Source organism: Pandoraea vervacti, from assembly GCF_000934605.2.
Taxonomy (GTDB): Bacteria; Pseudomonadota; Gammaproteobacteria; order Burkholderiales; family Burkholderiaceae; genus Pandoraea; species Pandoraea vervacti.
The window spans coordinates 2,066,371-2,087,857 of sequence record NZ_CP010897.2 but is presented as its reverse complement, the minus strand read 5'-3'; the positions used below and the strand labels follow the sequence as shown (position 1 = coordinate 2,087,857).

General features: G+C 64.5%; 18 protein-coding genes. 1 reads left to right on the top strand and 17 read right to left on the bottom strand.

Annotated features, from left to right (window positions below; all coding sequences use genetic code 11):
- Positions 1–10 precede the first annotated feature (10 nt).
- A complete protein-coding gene (locus tag UC34_RS09445; protein WP_084070487.1) occupies positions 11–1,291 on the top strand; it encodes an MFS transporter in 1,281 nt (426 codons plus the stop codon).
- 221 nt (positions 1,292–1,512) lie between these two features.
- On the opposite strand, the gene hisC is transcribed toward UC34_RS09445, so the two are convergent.
- The 17 genes from hisC to UC34_RS09360 form a co-directional block, all read right to left on the bottom strand.
- Positions 1,513–2,586, bottom strand: coding sequence for a histidinol-phosphate transaminase (gene hisC / locus UC34_RS09440; RefSeq protein WP_044455342.1), 1,074 nt, complete (start codon positions 2,584–2,586; stop codon positions 1,513–1,515).
- A gap of 16 nt (positions 2,587–2,602) precedes the next feature.
- Complete coding sequence (locus UC34_RS09435; protein WP_044455341.1) at positions 2,603–3,790, bottom strand: O-succinylhomoserine sulfhydrylase; 1,188 nt, start codon at positions 3,788–3,790, stop codon at positions 2,603–2,605.
- A gap of 306 nt (positions 3,791–4,096) precedes the next feature.
- Complete coding sequence (gene purF, locus UC34_RS09430) at positions 4,097–5,617, bottom strand: amidophosphoribosyltransferase (RefSeq protein ID WP_044455340.1); 1,521 nt, start codon at positions 5,615–5,617, stop codon at positions 4,097–4,099.
- 55 nt (positions 5,618–5,672) lie between these two features.
- Positions 5,673–6,641: a CvpA family protein gene (locus UC34_RS09425; RefSeq protein WP_052810962.1), complete on the bottom strand. Its 969-nt coding sequence runs from the start codon at positions 6,639–6,641 to the stop codon at positions 5,673–5,675.
- A 1-nt stretch (position 6,642) separates the two neighbouring features.
- Positions 6,643–7,683, bottom strand: coding sequence for an SPOR domain-containing protein (locus UC34_RS09420; RefSeq protein WP_052810961.1), 1,041 nt, complete (start codon positions 7,681–7,683; stop codon positions 6,643–6,645).
- A gap of 45 nt (positions 7,684–7,728) precedes the next feature.
- Positions 7,729–9,027, bottom strand: coding sequence for a bifunctional tetrahydrofolate synthase/dihydrofolate synthase (folC, locus tag UC34_RS09415; protein WP_044457950.1), 1,299 nt, complete (start codon positions 9,025–9,027; stop codon positions 7,729–7,731).
- Positions 9,028–9,193: 166 nt separating this feature from the next.
- Positions 9,194–10,069, bottom strand: coding sequence for an acetyl-CoA carboxylase, carboxyltransferase subunit beta (gene accD / locus UC34_RS09410; RefSeq protein WP_044455339.1), 876 nt, complete (start codon positions 10,067–10,069; stop codon positions 9,194–9,196).
- 159 nt (positions 10,070–10,228) lie between these two features.
- Positions 10,229–11,053 (bottom strand): tryptophan synthase subunit alpha, encoded by an 825-nt coding sequence (trpA, locus tag UC34_RS09405; protein ID WP_044455338.1) that lies wholly within the window; start codon positions 11,051–11,053, stop codon positions 10,229–10,231.
- On the bottom strand, positions 11,007–11,840 hold the full coding sequence (locus UC34_RS09400) for a DNA-methyltransferase (RefSeq protein WP_044457949.1): 834 nt from the start codon (positions 11,838–11,840) through the stop codon (positions 11,007–11,009). The genes trpA and UC34_RS09400 overlap by 47 nt, the downstream gene beginning before the upstream one ends.
- Before the next feature lie 159 nt (positions 11,841–11,999).
- Entirely contained in the window at positions 12,000–13,202 is a 1,203-nt protein-coding gene (gene trpB / locus UC34_RS09395) for a tryptophan synthase subunit beta (RefSeq protein ID WP_044455337.1), read from the bottom strand.
- Positions 13,203–13,277: 75 nt separating this feature from the next.
- Positions 13,278–13,967: a phosphoribosylanthranilate isomerase gene (locus UC34_RS09390; RefSeq protein ID WP_072617455.1), complete on the bottom strand. Its 690-nt coding sequence runs from the start codon at positions 13,965–13,967 to the stop codon at positions 13,278–13,280.
- Entirely contained in the window at positions 13,934–14,734 is an 801-nt protein-coding gene (gene truA / locus UC34_RS09385; protein WP_044455336.1) for a tRNA pseudouridine(38-40) synthase TruA, read from the bottom strand. Before truA ends, UC34_RS09390 begins: the two co-directional genes overlap by 34 nt.
- A 111-nt stretch (positions 14,735–14,845) precedes the next feature.
- A complete protein-coding gene (locus UC34_RS09380) occupies positions 14,846–18,028 on the bottom strand; it encodes a motility hub landmark protein FimV (RefSeq protein WP_157123112.1) in 3,183 nt (1,060 codons plus the stop codon).
- A 200-nt stretch (positions 18,029–18,228) separates the two neighbouring features.
- Positions 18,229–19,359, bottom strand: a complete 1,131-nt coding sequence (gene asd / locus UC34_RS09375; RefSeq protein ID WP_072617453.1) for an aspartate-semialdehyde dehydrogenase — start codon at positions 19,357–19,359, stop codon at positions 18,229–18,231.
- Between the two features lie 60 nt (positions 19,360–19,419).
- Positions 19,420–20,487: a 3-isopropylmalate dehydrogenase gene (gene leuB, locus UC34_RS09370; protein WP_044455332.1), complete on the bottom strand. Its 1,068-nt coding sequence runs from the start codon at positions 20,485–20,487 to the stop codon at positions 19,420–19,422.
- Positions 20,488–20,521: 34 nt separating this feature from the next.
- A complete protein-coding gene (gene leuD, locus UC34_RS09365) occupies positions 20,522–21,172 on the bottom strand; it encodes a 3-isopropylmalate dehydratase small subunit (protein ID WP_044455331.1) in 651 nt (216 codons plus the stop codon).
- 131 nt (positions 21,173–21,303) lie between these two features.
- Positions 21,304–21,432: an entericidin A/B family lipoprotein gene (locus UC34_RS09360; RefSeq protein WP_044455330.1), complete on the bottom strand. Its 129-nt coding sequence runs from the start codon at positions 21,430–21,432 to the stop codon at positions 21,304–21,306.
- Positions 21,433–21,487: the final 55 nt, after the last annotated feature.

Here is a 21,487-nt window from a genome sequence, read left to right as displayed (position 1 = left end):
GGAATGCGCCATGCCGGACGCCAGCCGCTTCACCGCACGCGACGCCTCGTCGATAGATTCGCTCGTCACCTCGCTCTCGCGCGCGAATCTCGCCGCGCAGTTCAGCGAACAAATGACGCTCGCCGTCATTCCTATCGTCGCGGTCATGGCCTTGCATGCCTCTGCGCAACAGACAGCGTCGCTGCAAGCCGCGACCACACTGCCGTTTCTGCTGCTGTCGTTGCCTGCGGGCGTGCTGGCGGATCGTTACCGCCGCAAACCCCTCATGATCGGCACGGAGTGGCTTCGGGCCGCCGCGTTGCTGCTGCTTTTCGTCTTGTTTCAACTTCAGTGGCTCACGCTGAGCGCGCTGGGCTTGCTCGGTTTCGCCATGGCGACGGGAACGGTCGTCTTCGGGGCAGCCGCCCCGTCGCTGGTGGCGACACTCGTCGCGCCGGCGCATCTGCTCACCGCAAACCGGCGGCTGGAGACGGCACGCAGCATCGCCTTCACGGCGGGGCCCGCGATTGGCGGCGTGCTCGCCGGCGTGGCGTCGGGCATGTTCGCATTCGCGGCGGCCTTTGCCCTGTCGCTCGCCAGCGCATTCTGGCTATCGCGGTTGCCAAACGAGGTAGCACGCACGAGATCGCGCCGTCACTTTGTGGCCGAGCTCGGCGAAGGCATTCGTTTCATCGCGACGAACATTCATCTGCGCCCGATCGTCGCGACCGCGTTCGTGTTCAATACCTCGTGGTATCTGCTGCTCGCGATCTTTGCCTACTACGCGATCGACTCGCTCGGATTCTCCGCGCAAGCGGTCGGCATCGCACTAGGGGTGTACGGCTTCGGCATGGTGTGCGGGGCGATGGGTTATGCACGTCTCGCGCAGCGGCTGCGGTTCGGGCGGCAGATCCTGCTGGGGCCCGTTAGCGCGGCGCTGGCGGCAGTGGCGATGGCGTCGACCGCGTTATCGAGTGGCGCAAGCGAGGCTGTGGGGGTTCACGCCGTCGTGTTCACCGCATTCTTCCTGTTCGGCTTCGGCCCCATCGTCTGGACGATCTCGACGACATCGCTGCGCCAGGTCGTCACGCCGGGCCAGTTGGTCGCACGCGTGTCCGCGGCGACCATGACGGCGACGTTCGGCGCCCGGCCGCTCGGCGCGTTTCTGGGCGCATGGATCGCCTCCGCATTCGGCGTGAAGGCCTGCCTGATCGCGATGGCCGCCGGGTTTCTTCTGCAACTCGCGATCATCGCGCGCTCGCGTGCGGCACGGTTGGATTCTCTTGGGGATGGGCAGCGTCCGGACCTGTGAACTTCTGAGGCGGTGAGTCCGGGTGACGTGCGTGCACCTCGTTGCCAGGCATCAGGGCCGACGCGATGTCGCACCGACCCGTTCCCACCGGCCGATGCCACGTCTGCTACGAGAACGCCGGTGACAGACCCTTCATTCGGGGCCGCCACCGGCGTTGGGTGCCTGCGTCATCTGCTACATGCGGGTCGCGCCGTAACATTCCCCCCGCACTCAAGCGCAAATCACGCCTTCGGCAATATCTCGCTCAGCGCATCCGTCAACGCCACGCACTCGGCATCCGTGCCCACGGTAATTCGCAGGAACTGCGCGATGCGCGCATGCTTGAAGTGACGCACGATGATCGAGCGCTCGCGCAGCGCGGCAGCCAGTTGCGCGGCGTCGTGTGACGGATGGCGCACGAACACGAAGTTCGCCCGGGAAGGCAGAACCTCGAAGCCCAGCGCCTCGAGCCGTGTCGTCAACGCCTCGCGGCTTCGAATCACCGCGTGACGCGTCTCGTCGAAATACGCCTCGTCTTCGATGGCCACCACGCCCGCCGCCTGCGCGAGACGGTCGAGCGGGTACGAGTTGAAGCTGTTCTTCACCCGTTCGAGCGCTTCGATCAGATCCGCGTGACCGATAGCGAAGCCAAGGCGCAACCCGGCGAGCGAGCGCGACTTCGACAATGTCTGCACCACGAGCAGATTCGGATACTTCGCGATCAGCCCGGCCGCCGTCTCGCCACCGAAGTCGATATACGCCTCGTCGATCACGACCACCGAATCCGGATTGCCCGCGAGCAGACGCTCGATCTCGCCCGACGCGAGCGCACGCCCCGTCGGTGCATTCGGATTCGGGAAAATGATGCCGCCGTTCGGCCTGAGGTAGTCGTCGACGTCGATCTCAAACGTATCCGTGAGCGGCACGTTCTCGAACGCCACGCCATACAGCCCGCAATACACCGGGTAGAAGCTGTACGTGATGTCCGGATACAGAATCGGCTTGTCGTGCTTCAGCAACCCTTGAAACACATTCGCCAGTACCTCGTCCGAACCGTTGCCCACGTGCACATTGGTCACGTCCAGACCGAAACGCGCTGCAATGGCCTGCTTGAAGCTTCGCGCATCCGGATCCGGATATCGCTTGAGCGCGTCGGCATCGTCGCCGAGCGCGTCGCGAATCGCGGCGAGCACGCGCGGCGACGGGCCGTACGGATTTTCATTGGTGTTGAGTTTGATGAGCCGCTGCATCTGCGGCTGCTCACCGGGGACATAAGGCGTCAGATCGGCGACGCCCGCACTCCAGAACTTGCTCATGTCGTGCTTATCCCGCTCAGCGCTTGAAACCGCGCGCCAGATCGGCCTGAATGTCGGCCGGCGACTCGAGACCCACGGCCAGACGGATCAACCCTTCGGTAATGCCGGCGGCTGCCCGGGCTTCGGGCGTGATACGGCCATGCGTGGTACTCGCCGGGTGCGTGATGGTCGTGCGGGTATCGCCGAGATTGCCCGTGATCGAGCACACGCGCGTGCTGTCGATCACGCGCCAGGCATTCTCGCGCTGCTCGGCAGGGGTCTGCCCCTTGAGTTCGAATGCAACGATCGCCCCGCCCGACTTCTGCTGACGCTTGGCGAGTTCGTACTGCGGATGCGACGGCAGGCCGGGGTAGAACACACGGCCGACCTGCGGCTGCTGCTCCAGCCACTTCGCGACTTCGAGCGCGTTCGCCGATTGTTTCTCGACACGCAGCGACAACGTCTCCAGCCCCTTGAGCAGCACCCATGCGTTGAACGCGGAGAGCGTCGGGCCGGCGCTGCGCACATACGTGAAGACCTTGCCCATGATGAAGTCTTTCTTGCCGACGATGGCGCCGCCCAGCACGCGCCCCTGACCGTCGAGATACTTCGTGGCCGAGTGCACCACCACGTCGGCGCCGTACTCGATCGGACGCTGCAACACCGGCGTACAGAAACAATTGTCGACGACGAACAGCGCCCCGGCTTCCTTCGCGATCTTGCCGATGGCTTCGATGTCGGCAATGTCGGTGAGCGGGTTGGACGGCGTCTCCAGGAAGAACATCTTCGTGTTCGGACGGATCGCGGCGCGCCATGCGTCGAGGTCGGTCGGATCGACGAAGGTCGTCTCCACACCGAAGCGGCTGAAGATCGTCGAGAAGACGTTCAGCGTCGAGCCGAAGATGCTTTGCGAGCTCACAAGGTGATCGCCGGCCGACAGGGCCGACATCACGACGGAGACGATGGCGCTCATGCCCGAGGCCGTGGCCATGCACGCCTCGCCGCCTTCAAGCGCTGCCAGCCGGTCCTGGAACATCGATACGGTCGGATTGGTGAAACGCGAGTACGTAAAGCCCTCTTCCGAATGCGCAAAGCGCTCGGCCGCTTCGGCCGCGCTCTTGAAAACGAAGCTGGAGGTCAGATACAGCGCCTCGGAATGTTCACCAAACTCGGAGCGTTGCGTGCCCGCGCGCACCGCCAGGGTATCGAAGTCGAAGGAATCCATCGTGTGTCTCGTCATTGGGTCGGCTCGCTCGCCGGCCAAAAAAAGAAAAGCCCGTTTCGCTTGTCAGCAAAACGGGCTCGAAATCCATCTGTCTAGGCCTCGCTTTAGCTGTTTCGGGGAGATTCCCCCACGTCCGCAAGCTGAAATCAAATCGACGTGAGAAGCAGTGTAGCACGTTGGCGGCGCGCTGGGAAAACGTCCGCCGCCCTGACCGGCCGTCCCTGCAGACTGCCGCCGACAGGACTCGGGCAACGCTCGGGGGCCGCGGCTGACCGCCCCCCGAGCGCCGCTTGCCAGGCGGCAGGATTACAGACCCAGCTGCGCGCCGCGCGGCTCGTTTTCATCGCCTTCGCCGGACTCGACGACCGGCGCCTTGGGCGCCTTGCGCTGCTGCTCCAGACGGTTCAGGTACTCCGGCGTGACGTCGCCCGTGATGTAGTTGCCGTCGAAGCACGACGCATCAAAGTCGGACAGCGCCGGGTTGATGTCGCGCACTGCGGCCTTCATGTCCTCGACGTCCTGATAGATCAGTTCGTCGGCGCCGATGATGCGGGCCACTTCCTCGTCGCTACGGTCATGCGCGACCAGTTCGCTACGCGTGGGCATGTCGATGCCATACACGTTCGGGAACTTCACCGGCGGCGCAGCGGAGGCGAAGATCACCTTGCGGGCGCCCGCGTCGCGCGCCATCTGCACAATTTCCTGGCTGGTCGTGCCGCGCACGATCGAATCGTCGACGATCAGCACGTTCTTGTCCTTGAACTCCACGCGCATCGCGTTGAGCTTCTGGCGCACCGACTTCTTGCGCATCGCCTGACCCGGCATGATGAACGTACGGCCGACGTAACGGTTCTTGAAGAACCCCTCACGGTAGTTCAGGCCCAGACGCTTGGCGACCTGCATGGCCGCCGGACGGCTGGAATCCGGAATCGGCATGACGACGTCGATGTCCTTGTAGTCGATCTCGCGGCGGATCTTCTCGGCGAGGTAATCGCCCATGCGCAGACGCGCGTCATAGACCGGCACACCGTCGAGCACGGAATCCGGACGCGCCAGATACACGAGCTCGAAAATACACGGATGCATCGACGACGCGGCCGAGCATTGCTTGGACGTCAGTTCGCCATCGTTACTGATGAAGATCGCCTCGCCCGGCTTGACGTCGCGCTCAAACGCGAAGCCCATGCCTTCGAGCGCCACCGATTCCGACGCCACCATCCACTCTGTGCCGTTCGGGCCGTCGAAACGACCGATGCACAGCGGGCGAATGCCGTTCGGATCGCGGAAGGCCAGCAGACCGAAGCCGGAGACAATCGAGACGATGGCGTACGAGCCGCGCAAACGGCTATGCACCTTGGTCACCGCCTGGAACAGCGACTCGACGGACAGGCCGTCGCGCGAGCTTTCCTGCAATTCGTGCGCGAGCACGTTGAGCAGGACTTCCGAGTCGGAGGTGGTGTTGATGTGGCGGCGGTCGACGCGGAACATCTCGTCCTTGAGCTGTTCCCAGTTCGTCAGGTTGCCGTTGTGGGCGAGCACAATGCCGTACGGGGCATTCACGTAGAACGGCTGGGCCTGCGCGGCGCTCGACGACCCTGCCGTCGGGTAGCGCACCTGACCGATACCGACCGTGCCCGGCAAGTCGCGCATGTTACGCGTGCGGAACACGTCGCGCACCATGCCGTTGCCCTTGTGCATGTAGAAGGACTGGCCATCCGTCGTCGCGATACCGGCGGCGTCCTGGCCGCGGTGCTGCAGGAGCAGCAAGCTGTCGTAGATGAACTGGTTGACCGGGGATTTGGAGACTACACCGACGATGCCACACATGGCATGAATCCTTCTAAAAACATCGAAATCTGCTTCAAACGGACAGTATTATCCGTCATTCGGAAACCTTGTGCAGGCCGGTCGACGGCGTGGGCGATCCGCTCGATCCACCGCTGCGCATTCCCCATCCCTGCTGCGGGGCGCCAGCGCCCTCGCCTGCGGCCTGAGCGTTCAGACCGGTACCATTGGTGTCGCGCAATGCGCCGCCGCCCATCAGGTTCGACAAGCGCGTCGACATCGCTTTCGTTGCCGTATTCCTGACTTCGCTTGTTACTTCGCTCGTCGCGCTCGTCACTTTATTCGTCACTTCCGTGGCCACCCCGGTGACGCCACGGTTCACAGCGTCGTTCGTCGCGCCCGTCCGGCCACCGTCCGGCCCGCCCTGCGCCCCCGATTCCGGCACGCTGCGATAGGGATCGGGCGCCGAACGGGGCGTCGAATAAGGTTCCAACCGTGGCAAAGGAACCGTCGTTCCCATCGGATTGACGTTAGGCACCGCTGTCTCGGGTTTGCGCAGGTATTGCTGCACGGCCTCGGGCAGATAAGGCATCAGGCGCTCGAGCCCGGCTTCCACCCATGGACGCGTCACCGACTGCTGCCAGACCGGTTGCTGCGGCAATGCCGTTAACTTGGCGGCGACCATCAACAACATCAAGAGCAGAATGCCGCGAACGATGCCGAAAAGCATGCCGAGTCCGCGATCGGCCGGACGCAAACCGATCAGATCGGTCATACGCCCCACCAGAGCACTCACGATACCCGCACCGAACACGACGGCAATCAGCACCAGCAAAAAGCCAAGCGCCCCTTGCGTGAGTTCGCCACCGGGCAAATCGGCGGGCAGCCAGTGCGCCACGCTCGGGCCGAAGGCGCGCGCCACGAAGAACGCCACCACCCAGCCGACCAGATTGAACAACTCGCGCACGAGTCCGCGCAGCATGCCCAGCAACATCGAGCCAAGCAAAATGGCGATGGCTGCGTAATCCACCACGGTCAGCAGACCGCTATGCACCGTATCGCCCAACTCAACCCGCCTCGGCGACCTGCGCCGTCAGGCCGGCGTCGCGAATCTTCTTGCCAGCCGCTTCGGCGGCGTTGCGATCCGGGAACGGACCGGCCCGCAACAGGTAAAGCTCCCGGCCATCGACCGTGCTTTTCACCATGTAGCTCGGCACGTTGACCAACTTGAGCTTGACGAGCCACGCCTGCGCGCGATCCTGCGTCGAGAAGGCGCCGATGCGCACCAGATACTTGCCGTTCGAGGCCGTCTTCTGCGCGTTGTCGTGATTGTCCGCCGGTTTGGCGGCAGGCTTGGCGGTGGTGTTGTTCTGCGCGAACTGTGCGATCGGATCTGCAACGTTGTTGTTCGGCTTGGGCTGCGTCTTGGCCGTGTCGTGCGTTTCCGGCTTGGCCGCCACCTTCGTGTCGGCGTGCGATTCCGGCTTCTTGACCTCGGGCCTGGCGTCCGGCTTGTGTTCGGGCTTGACCTGCGCGACTTGCGGTTCCGGAACGGTGGCCACCGGCCCGGGCGTCGGCGTGGATGTCGAACCCGCAGCCGCAGCCGCAGACGGCGGCACGGCGCTCGGTGCAGGTGCCGGTTTGGCGGACTGCGCCAGCGTGCTGCTGTCGACGGCCTCTTCACCCTTGTCGAGCGACGCGTCGGCTGGGGGCATCGCAGCCGCTTTCGGCTTCACACGCACGGGCGGTGAGTTGGCGTCCTTGCCGGGAATCTGAATGGCGATGTCGTCGGCAGCCGGTTTCGGCTCGGGGGCGAGCACCATCGGCAAAATGATGACCGCCGCGAGCACCAGTGCGAGTGCGCCGACGAGACGGCGGCGCGCGCGTTGCTTTTCGGGCAGCAGCGGGTCGAGTTGCTCGTGCTCGCTGTACTCGCCCCCTCCTCCCGCCGTACGGGTGCCGGTTCGGCCGCTCCTGCGGCTACCGCGCTTCGGGGAAACGGCTTCGGCGTCTTTCTTGCGGAAGGAAAACAATCCCATAGGCCCTTGGCTCAGGTCGAAACTTGCGTCGTTGGACTGATCATCGCGCATCTGGTGCTTCGTGCGCATGACATTTCTCGTAAGCAAATGTCACGGCATGGGCACCGCTACACCTCAGTGGCGTTGCAATTTGCGGTGCGACATCACGCCCGCCACCGTAAAGAACGATCCAAAAACCACAATTCTATCATTCTCGCCGCACTGCTCGAGCGCGGCAGCATAGGCTTTCTCAGGGGATTCGAAGGTTTCGACCGAATGGTCGGCATCTTCGACGAACCCAACGGCCCGCAACTTCTCTTCGAGCAACGCCGGGCTCGCGGCACGCTCGGTCGGCAGCCCGCACAAACGCCAGTGATCGACCTTGTCGACGAGGTGGCGCAGCACGCCTTCGATGTCCTTGTCGGCCATCGCGCCGAACACCGCGTAGGTGTACGGGAAGAAGCCCATGCCGTCGAGGTTGTGGCCCAACGCCGCCGCCGCGTGCGGGTTATGGGCCACGTCGAGCACCACGGCCGGGCGTCCCGGCAGTACCTGAAAGCGTCCGGGCAACTCCACGGACGCGAGCCCCAGGCGAATGTCCTGTGCCGAGACCGGCAACACGTCGCGCATCGATTCGAGCGCCGCGAGCGCCGCCGAGGCATTGAGCAACTGATTGGCGCCACGAAGCGCCGGATACGCCAGCGCAGGACGACGCATGTTTCGCCCGCCATAGCTCCATTGCTGCTTGTCGCCCTGGTAGTTGAAGTCGCGCCCGAAAAGCCACAGGTCGGCGCCGATGCGCTGTGCCTCGGCAATCAGCGTGTCCGGCGGCATGGGATCGCCGCAGACGGCCGGCTTGCCCGCGCGGAAAATGCCCGCCTTCTCGGTCGCGATCGCCTCGCGGGTATCGCCCAGATATTGCTGGTGATCGATATCGATGCTGGTGACGACGGCGCAGTCGGCGTCGACGATGTTCACGGCGTCCAGGCGGCCGCCGAGCCCGACCTCGAGAATCACGGCGTCGAGACCCGCCGTGGCGAACATGTGCATGATCGCGAGCGTGGTGAATTCGAAGTACGTGAGCGAGACCGGCTCAGCGAAGCTCGTGCGCGCCTTTTCCACCGCCTCGAAATGCGGCAGCAGCGTGGCGTCGTCGACGTTCTCGCCATTGATGCGAGCCCGCTCGTTGAACGAAATCAGATGCGGCGACGTATGACAGCCCACGCGGTAACCGGCGCACAGCAGAATCGCTTCGATGATGGCGCAGGTCGAGCCCTTGCCGTTCGTACCGCCAACGGTGAAAACGGGACATGGGAATGTCAGCCCGAGGGCGTCTTTCACACGGCCAATGCGCGCAAGACCCATATCGATGCCCACGGGGTGAGCGGTTTCCAGATGGGCGAGCCAGGCGTCGAGAGTGGAGTATGTCGGCATGATGTGCGTGCAGAAAAACAAAAACGCGGACGTCACTCACGTCCGCGCTTCATATCCTGCTAAGTGATGCATTCAGGCGCCGCGGGTGCAGCGCTGCGTGGCGTTGCGTCATTCTACGCCGTTGCACCGCCCCGTGGGGGCTGCAACGGCGCGACCGTTCCCGGACTTACGCGACGGCGTCCGCCGGCTGGCACTGCATCAGCGCAATCAGGCGAGCGATTTCTTCGCGCAGCTTGCGACGGTCGACGATCATGTCGATCGCGCCCTTTTGCAGCAGGAACTCCGAGCGCTGGAAGCCTTCCGGCAGCTTCTCACGCACGGTCTGCTCGATCACGCGCGGACCGGCAAAACCGATCAGCGCCTTCGGTTCGGCGATCACCACGTCGCCCAGGAAGGCGAAACTGGCCGACACACCGCCCATCGTCGGATCGGTCAGCACCGAGATGAACGGCAGCTTGGCGTTGGCCAGCTTGGTCAGCATGGCCGTGGTCTTCGCCATCTGCATGAGCGAGAGCAGGCTTTCCTGCATGCGCGCACCACCGGATGCGGTCACGCAAATGAACGGCACCCCCTGCTCCAGCGCATTTTGCGCGCCGCGCACGAAGCGCTCCCCGACGACCGACCCCATCGAGCCGCCCATGAACGAGAACTCGAAGCAGGCCACGACGACCGGCAGCGTGTGGATTGCGCCGCCCATCACCACCATGGCATCGGTCTCGCCGGTGTCGTCCATCGCTTCCTTGATGCGATCCGGGTACTTGCGGCTGTCCTTGAACTTCAGCGCGTCGACCGGCACGATTTCCTGACCCAGCTCGTAGCGGCCTTCCGCATCGAGCAGCGAGTCCAGACGCGCACGCGCACCGATTCGCATGTGGTGATCGCACTTGGGGCAGACGTGCAGATTCGCTTCGACGTCGGCGCGATACAGCACCGCTTCGCACGACGGACACTTGATCCACAGCCCTTCCGGGATGCTCTTGTTGCGCTGCGTCGGATCGGTTTGCTTGATCTTCGGGGGCAGCAGCTTGTCGAGCCAGCTCATAGTTTCTCCTTGCCAAACGCCCGCTCGGCAGGGAGCGGGCGCTTTCGGGGGCATTTCCAGGCAGCCGTACCGCGGGAACGATACGGTCGTTTCAATTCAGCGTTTTACCGGACGGCAACTACGCCGTAACACCATTCGCGGCCAATTTCTGCCGCGAATTTACGCGGATTTGGCGCCCGAGTCGAGCGCCTGACGGATACCGCCGATAAATTCAGCCAGCGATTTTACCGCGTTCTGGCCCTCCAGATCACGCGGCGTGTTTTCCAGCAACTGGACGATGGCGCTGCCGATCACCACGGCGTCGGCCACGTTGGCCACCGCACGGGCCGTTTCGGCGTCGCGAATGCCAAAGCCCACGCCCACCGGCAGCCTGGCCTGCGCCTTGATCTGAGGAATCTTGGCCGCCACGCTGGCCGTATCCAGGCTTGCTGCGCCCGTTACGCCCTTGAGCGAGACGTAGTACAGATAACCGCTGGCCTGACGCGCCACGGCCGCAATGCGCTCGTCGGTCGACGTCGGGGCGAGCAGGAAGATCGGATCGATGTTGTGTGCGCGCACCGCACTGGCGAACCCTTCGGCCTCCTCCGGCGGATAGTCCACAACCAGTACACCGTCGACCCCGGCCGTCGCGGCACGCTCGGCGAAGGCGTCGAGCCCCATCGCCTCGATCGGGTTGGCGTAGCCCATGAGCACGACGGGCGTGCGGTCGTTCGTCTGACGGAAAGCGGCCACGTAGCCGAGCACTTCGGCCAGACTCACGCCGCGCGCCAGTGCGCGCTCGGAAGCACGCTGAATGACCGGGCCGTCGGCCATCGGGTCCGAGAACGGCACGCCGAGTTCGATGACGTCGGCGCCGCTGTCGGCCAGTGCATGCATCAGCTTGACCGTCCAGCCCGGCTCGGGGTCGCCGGCGGTGATGAACGGAATGAGGCCCTTTTTACCCTGCGCTTGCAAGGCTTGGAACGTCGCTTGAATGCGGGACATGATCGGAAAGTCTCTGAAGTCGTTGATTAGCGAGCGCGTGGTAGTGCGCGTTGAGCTCATAGCCGACGAAGCGTCGGCCGTGCAGCGCGCAAGCCACAGCAGTCGTGCCGCTGCCCATGAACGGGTCGAGCACGAGACCGCCGGGCGGGCAACTGGCCAGCACCATGCGCTCGATGATATGCAGCGGTTTCTGCGTCGGATGATCGACGCGTTCGGGGTCTTGCCGGTGCAATCGCGAGATCGACCACAGATCCTTGGGGTTGTAACCCAACTCCAGCCATTTGCTGCCCTCGAAGATGCGGCGCGAACGCGCCTTCTTCGTGGCGGCGTCGTACGGCACACGCACGGCATCGAGGTCGAAGTAATAATCCTTCGATACCGCGAAAAAGCCGATGTTGTCGTGCACGGACGAGAACCGCCGCGTACTGCCGCCCATGCTGGGCACGCGGCGATCCCAGATGATCTCGTTGATCATCAGCATGCGCTGCTTGAGGAACACGAACAGTTCCGGGGCGTACTGCCACGTGCAGAACAGGTAGAGCGAGCCGCGCGGCGCGAGCTTCGGAATCGCCGCTTCGAGCCAGCCGTACGTCCAGCCGAGAAAGTCCTCGCCGGAGCGCTTGTCGGAGTCGTTGCCGTAGTCCTTGCCGAGCCCGTAGGGCGGGTCGGCAAGGATCAGGTCGACGCTGCCGTCTTCCAGTTCGTGCAGATGTTGCAGGAAGTCCGCATGACGCAACGTGATGTCGCCCGGCGCCCAACGCGCGCGCAACTCGCCGGCCGCTTCCATGGCCTCGAGACGTGCGGCGGCGGCTTCGGTGGCGTCCACGGGACGCTCGGTCCCGAGGGCGTCATTCTGAGCCTTGCGATCAGTCAGATCGGTCATGCTGGTTCTGGTGTCCTTAACCTGAGTCGGGTACTTGCGCTCTGCGGTGTCTCGCGTCTCGCCTTATGCGCGCGTCGGCTCTGGCTTGGCCAGCGCCATGACGGTGTGCATGTCCTTGTCGCCGCGCCCCGAGAGATTGACCAGAACGATCTGATCCTTCGGCAACGTCGGCGCCAGCTTGCACGCATAAGCGAGCGCGTGGCTCGACTCCAGCGCCGGAATGATGCCCTCGATCCGGCAGCAGTCATGAAATGCCCGCAGCGCTTCCGTATCGGTAATGCCCACGTACTCGGCACGCTTGATGTCGTGCAGCCACGCGTGCTCGGGGCCGACCCCCGGATAGTCCAGACCGGCCGAGATCGAGTGCGTCTCGGTGATCTGTCCGTTCGCGTCCTGCAGCAGATACGTGCGGTTGCCGTGCAACACGCCCGGCGTGCCGCCGATGATGGACGCCGCGTGACGGCCGGTCTCGATGCCGTCCCCCGCCGCTTCCACCCCCACGAGCTTCACGTTCGGCACGTCGATGTACGGGTAGAAAATGCCCATGGCGTTCGAGCCGCCGCCCACGCAGGCCAGCACGTAATCCGGCTGACGGCCGGCGAGTTCCGGCATCTGCACCTTGCACTCTTCGCCGATCACGCTCTGGAAGTCGCGCACGAGCATCGGGTACGGATGCGGGCCGGCCACGGTGCCAATGATGTAGAACGTGCTTTCGACGTTCGTCACCCAATCGCGCATGGCTTCGTTGAGCGCGTCCTTGAGGGTCTTGGAGCCGGACTCCACCGGCACGACGGTCGCGCCCAGCAGTTGCATGCGGTACACGTTGGCGGCCTGACGCTTGACGTCTTCCGAGCCCATGTAGACGACGCACTCCATGCCGAAGCGTGCCGCAATGGTCGCCGTCGCGACCCCGTGCTGACCGGCGCCGGTCTCGGCGATCACACGGCGCTTGCCCATGCGACGCGCGAGCAGCGCCTGTCCGATCACGTTGTTCACCTTATGCGCGCCCGTGTGATTCAGGTCTTCGCGTTTGAGGTACACCTGCGCGCCGCCGAGTTCCTGGCTCCAGCGCTTGGCGTGATAGATCGGCGACGGGCGGCCGACGTAGTGCTTCAGTTCGTAGTGGAATTCTTCGAGGAAGGCCGGATCCTGCTGATACTTGGCGTAAGCCTCGCGCAGTTCGTCGAGCGCGTGAATCAGCGTCTCGGCCACAAAGACACCGCCGTATTGGCCGAAATGGCCATGGGCGTCAGGCAAATCGTACATGGTCGTCACTCTTCGCGTTACCGGGGAGACGGGCGTCTCGGGCGCTGGCCCTGGCGGCCACCCCGGCGGGTTGCATTAGCTTTCGGCGTCCGCGGCGTGCACCGCTTGCACGAACGCCGTCATGCGGGCGTGATCCTTCACGCCCCGCGACGCCTCCACACCGCTCGATACGTCAACGGCGTAAGGCGTCACCCGACGGATGGCATCAGCAACGTTGTGTGCGTTCAAGCCACCACTCAAAACGGCCCGACGCGCGATGTCTTTTGGAATAAGTGACCAATCGAAAACCTTTCCTCCACCGCCATAACCTTCGACCAGGGCGTCGAGCAAGATGCCTTGCGCGGCGGTGTATGCATTGGCGAATTGTAGCAAATCGCCGCTGTCTTTCGTCTCCGGGCCGATACGCATGGCGCGCAGGAACGGACGGTTCCCCGCCGCTGCCGCCAGCGCCTCGCATTGCGCAGGCGTTTCATCGCCGTGAAATTGCAGCGCGGTGAGCGGCACAGCCTCCACGGTGCGGGCGATCTCGTCGACGCTGGCATTGACGAACAGGCCGATCACGCTCACGTACGACGGCACCCGGCGCGCCAGTTCGGCGGCCCGTGCGAGGTCCACGTAACGCGGGCTGGGCGGATAAAAGACGAGGCCGATGGCGTCGACCCCCAGCGCCACGGCATGATCGACGTCAGCCGGCTGCGAAAGGCCGCAAATCTTGATTCGGGTACGAGATTTCATGAGCTTGACCACGGCATCGGGAACGGCCATGCGGCCCAGTTGGGCTCCGGCACGTTGAATTCCTGAGGATACCCCACGCGCGCCAGATAGAGGCCGTCGGGCATGAACGTGGGCGCCGCCTGACGTCGGTCGCCGCTGGCGAGCACGTGCGTCATCCAGCTCGCCGGTTGGCGCCCGCGGCCGATCGAGACCAGGCAGCCCATGATGTTGCGCACCATATGATGCAGGAAGGCGCTCGCGCGAAAGCGGAAGATGAAGAAGTCGCCCTGCTGCTCGATGTCGATGGCGTAGAGGTGCTTGACGGGCGTCTTCGCCTGACACTCCGACGACCGGAACGCCGAGAAGTCATGCTCCCCGACGAGCACCTGACTCGCCGCACGCATCGCCCCGAGATCGAGCGGCGTGTGCAGCCAGCCGGTGCGACCGTGCAGCAGCGGCGAGCGCACCGGATTCGCGTAAAGCACATAGAAATACGTGCGCTCGAACGCCGCGAAGCGGGCGTGAAAGTCGTCCGGCATCGCTTGCGCCCATTGCACCGCAACCGTCTTGGGCAGGAAGGCATTCACGCCGCGCACCCAGGAGAACATCGCGCGGTCCAGGTCCGTGTCGAAATGCACGACCTGGCCGATGCCGTGCACGCCGGCGTCGGTGCGCCCCGCCACCGTGGTCGGCAACGCAACGCCGCCGAATTCGCGCAGCGCGGCTTCGAGCGCCTGTTGCACGGTGTTGCCATGCGGCTGCGATTGCCAGCCGGAGAACGCCGTGCCGTCGTAGTGGATGCCCAGTGCGATTCGCATATGAAAAAGAAAAATGGGCGCTCAACCAACGAGCGCCCAAAAACTACGGTCAATCAGTCTTGTTCAGGTCGTTCGGATCGATTTTCGCGATGCCGATACAACGATACAGCGTCACTTGCCCAACTCGGCCAGCCGCGCGCGGGCGACGGACTGCTGGGCGGCGTCGCCACCGGCGATCACCTCTTCGAGCAATTCCCGCGCGCCGTCGTCGTCGCCGATGGTCTGGTAGGCCGTGGCCAGTTCGAGCTTTGTATGGAACTCGTCCGGCATAGCCGGGGCAGCCGGGACATCCGTTGCCGCTGCGCGCGGCGCGATCGGCTCGGCAGACGGCGCTGCAGCAACTTCCGGCTCGGGTGCCGCCACTTGCTGCGTTTGCGGATAGCCCGGTACCTGCGCAAAGTCCGTCTGCGGTGCCGGGGCGTCCACCGTTTCGTGTGCAACCAGCGCCTGCTCGCCGGGCGCGGCGGGCAACGTCGGGGCGCTCACGCGGGCCGAGGCTGCCGATGCGGTATCATCGCCCTTCAGATCCAGGCTGAAGTCAGACAGGTCGAACGACATCGGCCGCAGCGACGGCGCCTCATGCGCCGCGTCGGTATAGCTGCGCGGCGCTTCCGGGGCGTTGGCGGGCTGTTGGGCCTGCAGCATGGCGGCGTCGAAATCGGCGTCGCTCAATTCGCCGTCGAGATCGTCGGCGTACTCGGCAGCGTCTGCCAGATCCGCCAGATCCGCCATATCATCCATGTCGCCGGACGCCGGTCCCGGCGCCAGACGCGGGTCGCCCGGCGGCGCCATCGTGAACTGGACCGAACCGATGCCCTTGCTGAGCGAGGGCAAGGCATCGCTCGAAATCGTGCCGACGTTCGCCGGCTGGCCGGGAATGCCCAGATCGAGATCGCCCAGCATGCCCGCCACGCCGCCCCCGGGCGTTGCGTCGGCTTTCGGCGCCTGCGGTGTCTGCGTCAAGGCGCCGGACGCCGACGCGTGCGTGGCGGCGACGCCACCGGCCGCCGCAGCGGCGCCAGGCGCCCCGAGCGACGACAGCGTCGCGTCCACCGGTTCGTGGTGCGCAACAGGGGCGTCAGGGGCGTCAGGGGCATCAGCCGCGACAGGCGCCTGCCCCGCCGCTTCGGCGAATGCGGCATCCCAATCGATCTCGGGCTCGCTGGCGGCCTCGTGCAAGGCTTCCGGCCCCGTTTGCGTCGACTCGCTGGCGAGCGGCTCGGGCGCCTCAAATGTGTGCGATTCGCTCGGCGCGGCGGCGGTATCGGCGGTATCGGCGGCATCGAACTGCGCCGTGTGGGAAGACGCCTCGGCCGCTTCATCGCTCACCGGGTCATCCGCCTCACCGCTCACCTGGTCGGCCAATTGACCGGTCAGGGCGTCTTGCTCGGCATCCCACGCATCCAACTCGGCAGCGCCGGCGGCTTCGTTGGCAACCTCATCCGTCGGGATGTCCTCGGCAGTCGCAGCTCCCTCGTCCGGGTCGGTCCACGTTGCGTCGGCGTCAGGGTGCAGATGCTCGTCGGCTTCAGCCTGATTTGCCGCATACAAGGCCGCAGCGCCTGCAACGCCCGCTGCCGCGACACCGGCGACTCCCGCCGCGCCTGCTGCATTCGACGACGTCCGCTCGGCGCTTTGCGCCGAATCGTGCGGGGCGTCCGGCTGAACGTGACCATCGTGGCCATCGCGACCATCGTCGTACGGTCCCGGCTGGCCGACCGGCGGCTCGGCGCGGCGACGACGCATCAGCCACCACAGGCCGAGCAGCACCACCAGCACGCCGGCTCCCGGCAATACGTAAGGATTCTGCGTGAGCGCACGCCAGTTCATGGCGGCATTCGGCGCCGGCTTCGATTCGGCGGCCGGCGCGCTGGCGGCGGCCGCAGCAGAAGCCGCTGCAACGTCGCTTGCCGATGCTGCAACCGCTGCGGCGTCCGAAGCGTTGGCTTGCGCCGAAACGGCCGACGCGCCCTCACCAGCCGCGACACCGGACGCGGCCACAGCGGTAGCGCCACTGGCTGCGGCGTCCGCCGACTTCGCGTCGCTATTTCCGGCCTCGCTTTGCGTCCCGCTTCCTGCTCCCTTTCCTGCTCCCCGTCCTGCCCCGCTGGTGGCCGACGGCGTGGCTGCCGGTGCGCTCACCGTCTTCCCATCGGCCGGTTTCGCCGTCTTTTCCTGTGCAGTCGCCCCGGAAGCGGTGGCGGCCTGCTGCTCCAGATTAGCGACGGCCTGACTCTTAATCGCCAACAGCTTCTGGAGATCTGCTACGTTCTTCTGCAACTCATTCACCCTGCCCTGGGCCTCGGTCTGCGCCTTGCCCTGGGCGATTTGCTCTTCTTCGTTGCCGCCGGCGCGACCGGCCGTGCCGCCCGCGCCCCCCTTGCCGGGTCGCGACAACTTCAATTCATCGCGCGTGGCGGGGGCGGCAGCTTCCGGCGCCTTGCCCGCTTCGATCGCGCCCTGTGCACTGCGGCCGCCGGCCGGTGCTACCTGCTGCGCCGTCGAATCGGCCAGCCGCGCGCGATACGCGTCAAACTGTTCCCGCGCTGCGGACACGAACTTGCGTGCCTGCGCGGCAGGAATGCTCTGCACCTGCGAATCGGCCGGGCGCGTCAACGTTGCGCCCTGACGCAACCGGTTGGGATCGTTGCCGATGAACGCCGAACGGTTCGCCTCGAACAGCGCGGTCATCATCTGCGCCAGTGTCGTGCCGCCCTCGCCGCCCGTGTACTCCCGCGCAATCGACGATAGCGAGTCGCCGCGACCCACGGTGCGCGTGTCGCCCCCCGCCGCCGAACCGGCAGCATTGCCCGCCGCAGCGGACGCCGAAGGCGCGGACGATACGGCGGACGACGCCGCAGGCGCCCGGTTGGCCGTTGCGGCCGCGGGCACAACCGCCTGCGGTTGAGCAGCGCTGGCCTCCGGCATGGCCGACAGCGTGATCGCGTTGGACTGACGTCCGGTGCGCCATTCGAGGACCAGCAACAAATCGAGGAACGACGTGCTGACCGGTTCTGCCGAATCGACATGCACGAGATAGGTGCCGCTGTAGCCTGCTTCACGACCACCGGTCGGCGCAACCGACACGGAGAGCTTCTCGAGCGTGGGGTCGTAGCGCAGACCGGCCTGCCGGAACGCTTCGCGCGGCGCGAGTTTCACCGACAATCCGTCGGCTTCGGCTTGCGATACGTTGCCCAGCACGATCACGGCGCGCAACGGCTGGCCCGGACCCGAGCGCACCTGTTGCGGACCGAACTCGGCGGCCCCGGCGTTCAGAAGCCCGAGGCTCCACAAGACAGCCGCCGCCGCACTCAAGCGAAACGAATTACGGGTCGAATTTGCGCGCTTGCCGGTCGAGTATTTCCGCACTGTGTCTTGTCTAGCCTGTCAGTCGTTTGTCACTGGCCACCCTTGCCATTCGGGGGACCTCCCAAAGCGCGGACGGCGGCCTCGCGGGCCGCCGTTCTTCACGCCTTACCGATACGCTGCAACGCTCAAGCGTCGAGCAGGATCCGCAGCATGCGACGCAGCGGTTCGGCCGCGCCCCACAACAGTTGATCGCCCACCGTGAATGCCGACAGGTACTCCGGACCCATCGACATCTTGCGCAAGCGACCCACCGGGATCGTCATCGTGCCGGTCACGGCCGCAGGCGTCAAATCGGTCATCGACGCTTCGCGCGTGTTCGGCACCACCTTCACCCAGTCGTTCGCCTGGCCGATGATGTCGGTCAGTTCGTCTAACGGCACATCTTTCGTAAGCTTGATGGTCAGCGCCTGGCTATGGCAACGCATCGCACCGATACGCACGCACAGACCGTCGACCGGAATGGCGCGCGTGCCCGGGAAACCGTCGCCCAGGCCCAGAATCTTGTTGGTCTCGGCGCCGCCCTTCCACTCTTCCTTCGACTGGCCGTTGCCCAGATCCTTGTCGATCCAGGGGATCAGGTTGCCGCCCAGCGGCACGCCGAACTGCTTCGTTTCGTCAGCCGTGAGCGCGTGCTGTTTGGCGAGCACCTTGCGGTCGATCTCGAGAATGGCCGAATGCGGATCGTCCAGCAGCGCCTTGACTTCGGCGTTGATCGTGCCGAACTGCGTGAGCAGTTCACGCATGTGCTGCGCACCGCCGCCCGAGGCCGCCTGATAGGTCATCGACGTGAGCCAGTCGACCAGACCGTGCTGGAACAGGCCGCCCAGGCCCATCAGCATGCAACTGACCGTGCAGTTGCCGCCGACGAAGTTCTTCGTGCCCTTGGTGAGGGCGTTCTTGATCACGTCGAGGTTGACCGGGTCCAGAACGATGATCGCGTCATCCTTCATGCGCAGCGTCGAAGCCGCGTCGACCCAGTAACCGTTCCAACCCGCAGCGCGAAGCTTCGGGAAGATTTCCGTTGTGTAGTCACCGCCCTGGCAGGTAATGATGATGTCGCATTTTTTCAGCTCGTTGACATCATTGGCGTCTTTCAGCGAAGTTTCGTTCTTCGCCATCGACGGGGCTTTGCCGCCCGCGTTGCTGGTGCTGAAAAACACCGGCTCGATCAAAGCAAAGTCGTTCTCCTGCTGCATACGCTGCATCAGAACCGAACCGACCATGCCCCGCCAACCTACCAGACCTACGGTTTTCATTTATCCACTCTCTTATCGTTGCAATTGCGCCGAGGGGCGTCTCACGACGCCCCGTCAACGTTATAGTGCGGCCACCACTGCCGCACCCATTTCGCGCGTACCGACCTTGGTCGCGCCTTCCTGCCAGATGTCAGGCGTGCGCAGACCCTGCGCCAGCACCTTCTTCACTGCGTTCTCGATACGGTCGGCCTGTTCGGCACGACCCAGCGTGTAACGCAGCATCATGGCAGCCGACAGGATCGTCGCCAACGGATTGGCCACGCCCTTACCGGCGATATCGGGGGCCGAACCGTGCGACGGTTCGTACAACCCCTTGTTATTGGCATCCAGCGATGCCGACGGCAGCATGCCGATCGACCCCGTGAGCATGGCGGCCTCGTCCGACAGGATATCGCCGAACATGTTACCCGTCACCACCACGTCGAAGTTCTTCGGCGCCTTGACCAGTTGCATCGCGGCGTTGTCGACGTACATATGCGACAGTTCGACTTCCGGATACTGCTTGGCGACCTCGATCATCGTGTCGCGCCACAGTTGCGAAGTCTCCAGCACATTGGCCTTGTCGACCGAGCAAAGACGCTTGTCGCGCTTGGCTGCCGCCTGGAATGCCACATGCGCGATACGCTCCACTTCGGGCACGCTATAGCGCATGGTATCAAAACCTTCGCGCGCCCCTTCGAAAGCGCCGTCCGGCGACTGACGGAAGCCCTTCGGCTGACCGAAATAAATGTCGCCATTGAGCTCGCGAATGATGAGGATATCAAGCCCTGCCACGATCTCCGGCTTGAGGCTCGACGCATCCGCCAGTTCCTTGTAGAGGATGGCGGGACGGAAGTTGGCAAACAGCTGCAAATGTTTGCGCAGCCCCAGGATGGCTTGCTCGGGACGCAATGCCCGCTCGAGCGAATCGTACTTCCAGTCGCCCACGGCGCCGAACAGGATCGCATCGGCTTCCTTGGCCAGCTTCAGCGTGGCTTCCGGCAGCGGATGGCCCGAGGCCTCGTAACCTGCACCGCCGACGGGCGCCTCTTCCAGCTCGAACGTCTCGCCAAGTGCATTGAGCACGTTAACGGCTTCCGTCACGATTTCGGGACCAATGCCGTCACCCGGCAACACAGCGATTTTCATGCAATCTCCTTGGATGTGCCTTGCGCGCGCGGGCTCAGCCCGGCAAACGCGTTGCGAGCCACGGCTGCTTGGCGAGCCGCTCGGCCTCGTAGGCGCGAATTTTGTCGGCGTGACGCAGCGTGAGGCCGATGTCGTCGAAGCCGTTCAACAGGCAGTACTTGCGAAACGGTGCGATGTCGAATTCGTAAGCGCGGCCGTCCGCCGTGATCACCGCCTGCTTGTCCAGATCGATGGTCAGCTGGTAGCCATTGAATGCGGCCGTCTCGTTGAACAGATGATCCACCTGCATCTCGGAGAGCGCGATCGGCAGCAGTCCGTTCTTGTAGCAGTTGTTGAAGAAGATGTCGGCGAAGCTCGGCGCAATGACGGCACGAAAGCCATACTGCTGAAGCGCCCAGGGTGCGTGCTCACGCGAGCTGCCACAGCCGAAATTCTTGCGTGCGAGCAACACCGTCGCGCCCTGATACCGCGGCTGATTCAGCACGAAGTTCGGGTTGAGCGGACGCGTGCTGCAATCCTGGCCCGGCTGCCCCACGTCGAGATAACGCCATTCGTCGAACAGGTTGGGGCCAAAGCCCGTGCGCTTGATCGACTTCAGGAATTGCTTGGGGATGATCGCGTCGGTATCGACGTTTTCGCGATCCAGCGGCGCCACCAACCCCGTATGGACGGTAAATTTTTCCATCACGAACCACCTGATCAAAACAGTTCGGCCACGGCCTGCTGCATTCGCAACAACACGGCAACAGCGCCATGAAACCGGAAACCTCAAAGTTGCGCGAGCGAGGTTCTGGCCCCGTCACGCGCATCGTCGCCTCACTTCTTCGCGGCGTTCTCGAGCGCCGAGCCTGCGGCTTGGGTATCCCTGCCGAGGCCGGCCATCGTGTTGCAACCTGCCACGCCCAACAGCAGCACCGCACCGATTAGCATCCACAGTTTCTTCATGGTCTTGTCTCTATCAAAGAAATTGTCAAACGACGGATAAATCGATGCCTGCGCG

Excerpts from the sequence above, each read along its gene's own strand:
- UC34_RS09445 (WP_084070487.1), top strand. The coding sequence starts at position 11 with ATGCCGGACGCCAGCCGCTTCACCGCACGCGACGCCTCGTCGATAGAT.
- hisC (WP_044455342.1), bottom strand. The coding sequence starts at position 2,586 with ATGAGCAAGTTCTGGAGTGCGGGCGTCGCCGATCTGACGCCTTATGTC.
- UC34_RS09435 (WP_044455341.1), bottom strand. The coding sequence starts at position 3,790 with ATGGATTCCTTCGACTTCGATACCCTGGCGGTGCGCGCGGGCACGCAA.
- purF (WP_044455340.1), bottom strand. The coding sequence starts at position 5,617 with ATGTGTGGCATCGTCGGTGTAGTCTCCAAATCCCCGGTCAACCAGTTC.
- UC34_RS09420 (WP_052810961.1), bottom strand. The coding sequence starts at position 7,683 with ATGCGCACGAAGCACCAGATGCGCGATGATCAGTCCAACGACGCAAGT.
- folC (WP_044457950.1), bottom strand. The coding sequence starts at position 9,027 with ATGCCGACATACTCCACTCTCGACGCCTGGCTCGCCCATCTGGAAACC.
- accD (WP_044455339.1), bottom strand. The coding sequence starts at position 10,069 with ATGAGCTGGCTCGACAAGCTGCTGCCCCCGAAGATCAAGCAAACCGAT.
- trpA (WP_044455338.1), bottom strand. The coding sequence starts at position 11,053 with ATGTCCCGCATTCAAGCGACGTTCCAAGCCTTGCAAGCGCAGGGTAAA.
- UC34_RS09400 (WP_044457949.1), bottom strand. The coding sequence starts at position 11,840 with ATGGAAGCGGCCGGCGAGTTGCGCGCGCGTTGGGCGCCGGGCGACATC.
- trpB (WP_044455337.1), bottom strand. The coding sequence starts at position 13,202 with ATGTACGATTTGCCTGACGCCCATGGCCATTTCGGCCAATACGGCGGT.
- UC34_RS09390 (WP_072617455.1), bottom strand. The coding sequence starts at position 13,967 with ATGGCCGTTCCCGATGCCGTGGTCAAGCTCATGAAATCTCGTACCCGA.
- truA (WP_044455336.1), bottom strand. The coding sequence starts at position 14,734 with ATGCGAATCGCACTGGGCATCCACTACGACGGCACGGCGTTCTCCGGC.
- asd (WP_072617453.1), bottom strand. The coding sequence starts at position 19,359 with ATGAAAACCGTAGGTCTGGTAGGTTGGCGGGGCATGGTCGGTTCGGTT.
- leuB (WP_044455332.1), bottom strand. The coding sequence starts at position 20,487 with ATGAAAATCGCTGTGTTGCCGGGTGACGGCATTGGTCCCGAAATCGTG.
- leuD (WP_044455331.1), bottom strand. The coding sequence starts at position 21,172 with ATGGAAAAATTTACCGTCCATACGGGGTTGGTGGCGCCGCTGGATCGC.
- UC34_RS09360 (WP_044455330.1), bottom strand. The coding sequence starts at position 21,432 with ATGAAGAAACTGTGGATGCTAATCGGTGCGGTGCTGCTGTTGGGCGTG.